Source organism: Paraburkholderia sp. EG286A (assembly GCF_040965375.1).
Taxonomy (GTDB): Bacteria; Pseudomonadota; Gammaproteobacteria; order Burkholderiales; family Burkholderiaceae; genus Paraburkholderia.
In genome coordinates this window covers 1-430 of the sequence record NZ_JBFRCB010000035.1, presented here as the reverse complement: position 1 = coordinate 430, position 430 = coordinate 1, and the positions used below count along the sequence as shown (strand labels likewise).

The 430-nt window shown below is 50.2% G+C and carries 1 rRNA gene; it reads left to right on the top strand.

Annotated elements, in window-relative coordinates:
- A 16S ribosomal RNA gene (locus AB4Y35_RS42120) occupies positions 1-109 on the top strand; the annotation flags it as partial.
- Positions 110-430 lie beyond the last annotated feature (321 nt).

The following is a 430-nucleotide window of genomic DNA, read 5'->3' as shown; positions in this document are numbered from 1 at the left end:
AGTGGCTAGTCTAACCGCAAGGAGGACGGTCACCACGGCAGGATTCATGACTGGGGTGAAGTCGTAACAAGGTAGCCGTATCGGAAGGTGCGGCTGGATCACCTCCTTTCCAGAGCTCATCGCTCACTGCGTTTTAAGCGCTCACACTTGTCGGCTGTAAGAAAGACAGACTCAGGGGTCTGTAGCTCAGTCGGCTCGATCCCCGTCTGCCTCGGCCAGTCCCTAACGCCTAGTGTTCGATTAGTACGCCGAACATTGTGCATTGGCGATTGAGCCAGTCAGAGCGGTATGACGCATCACTGCGAAATATCGGCTGTCGTTCTTTAACAATCAGGAAGAAGTAGTAAAGAGATTCATCTGAAACACACTTAGAGATGGGTGTGGAGTAGGTGAATCAGGGTTGTGATTGTATCAATGTATTTTTAAGTGA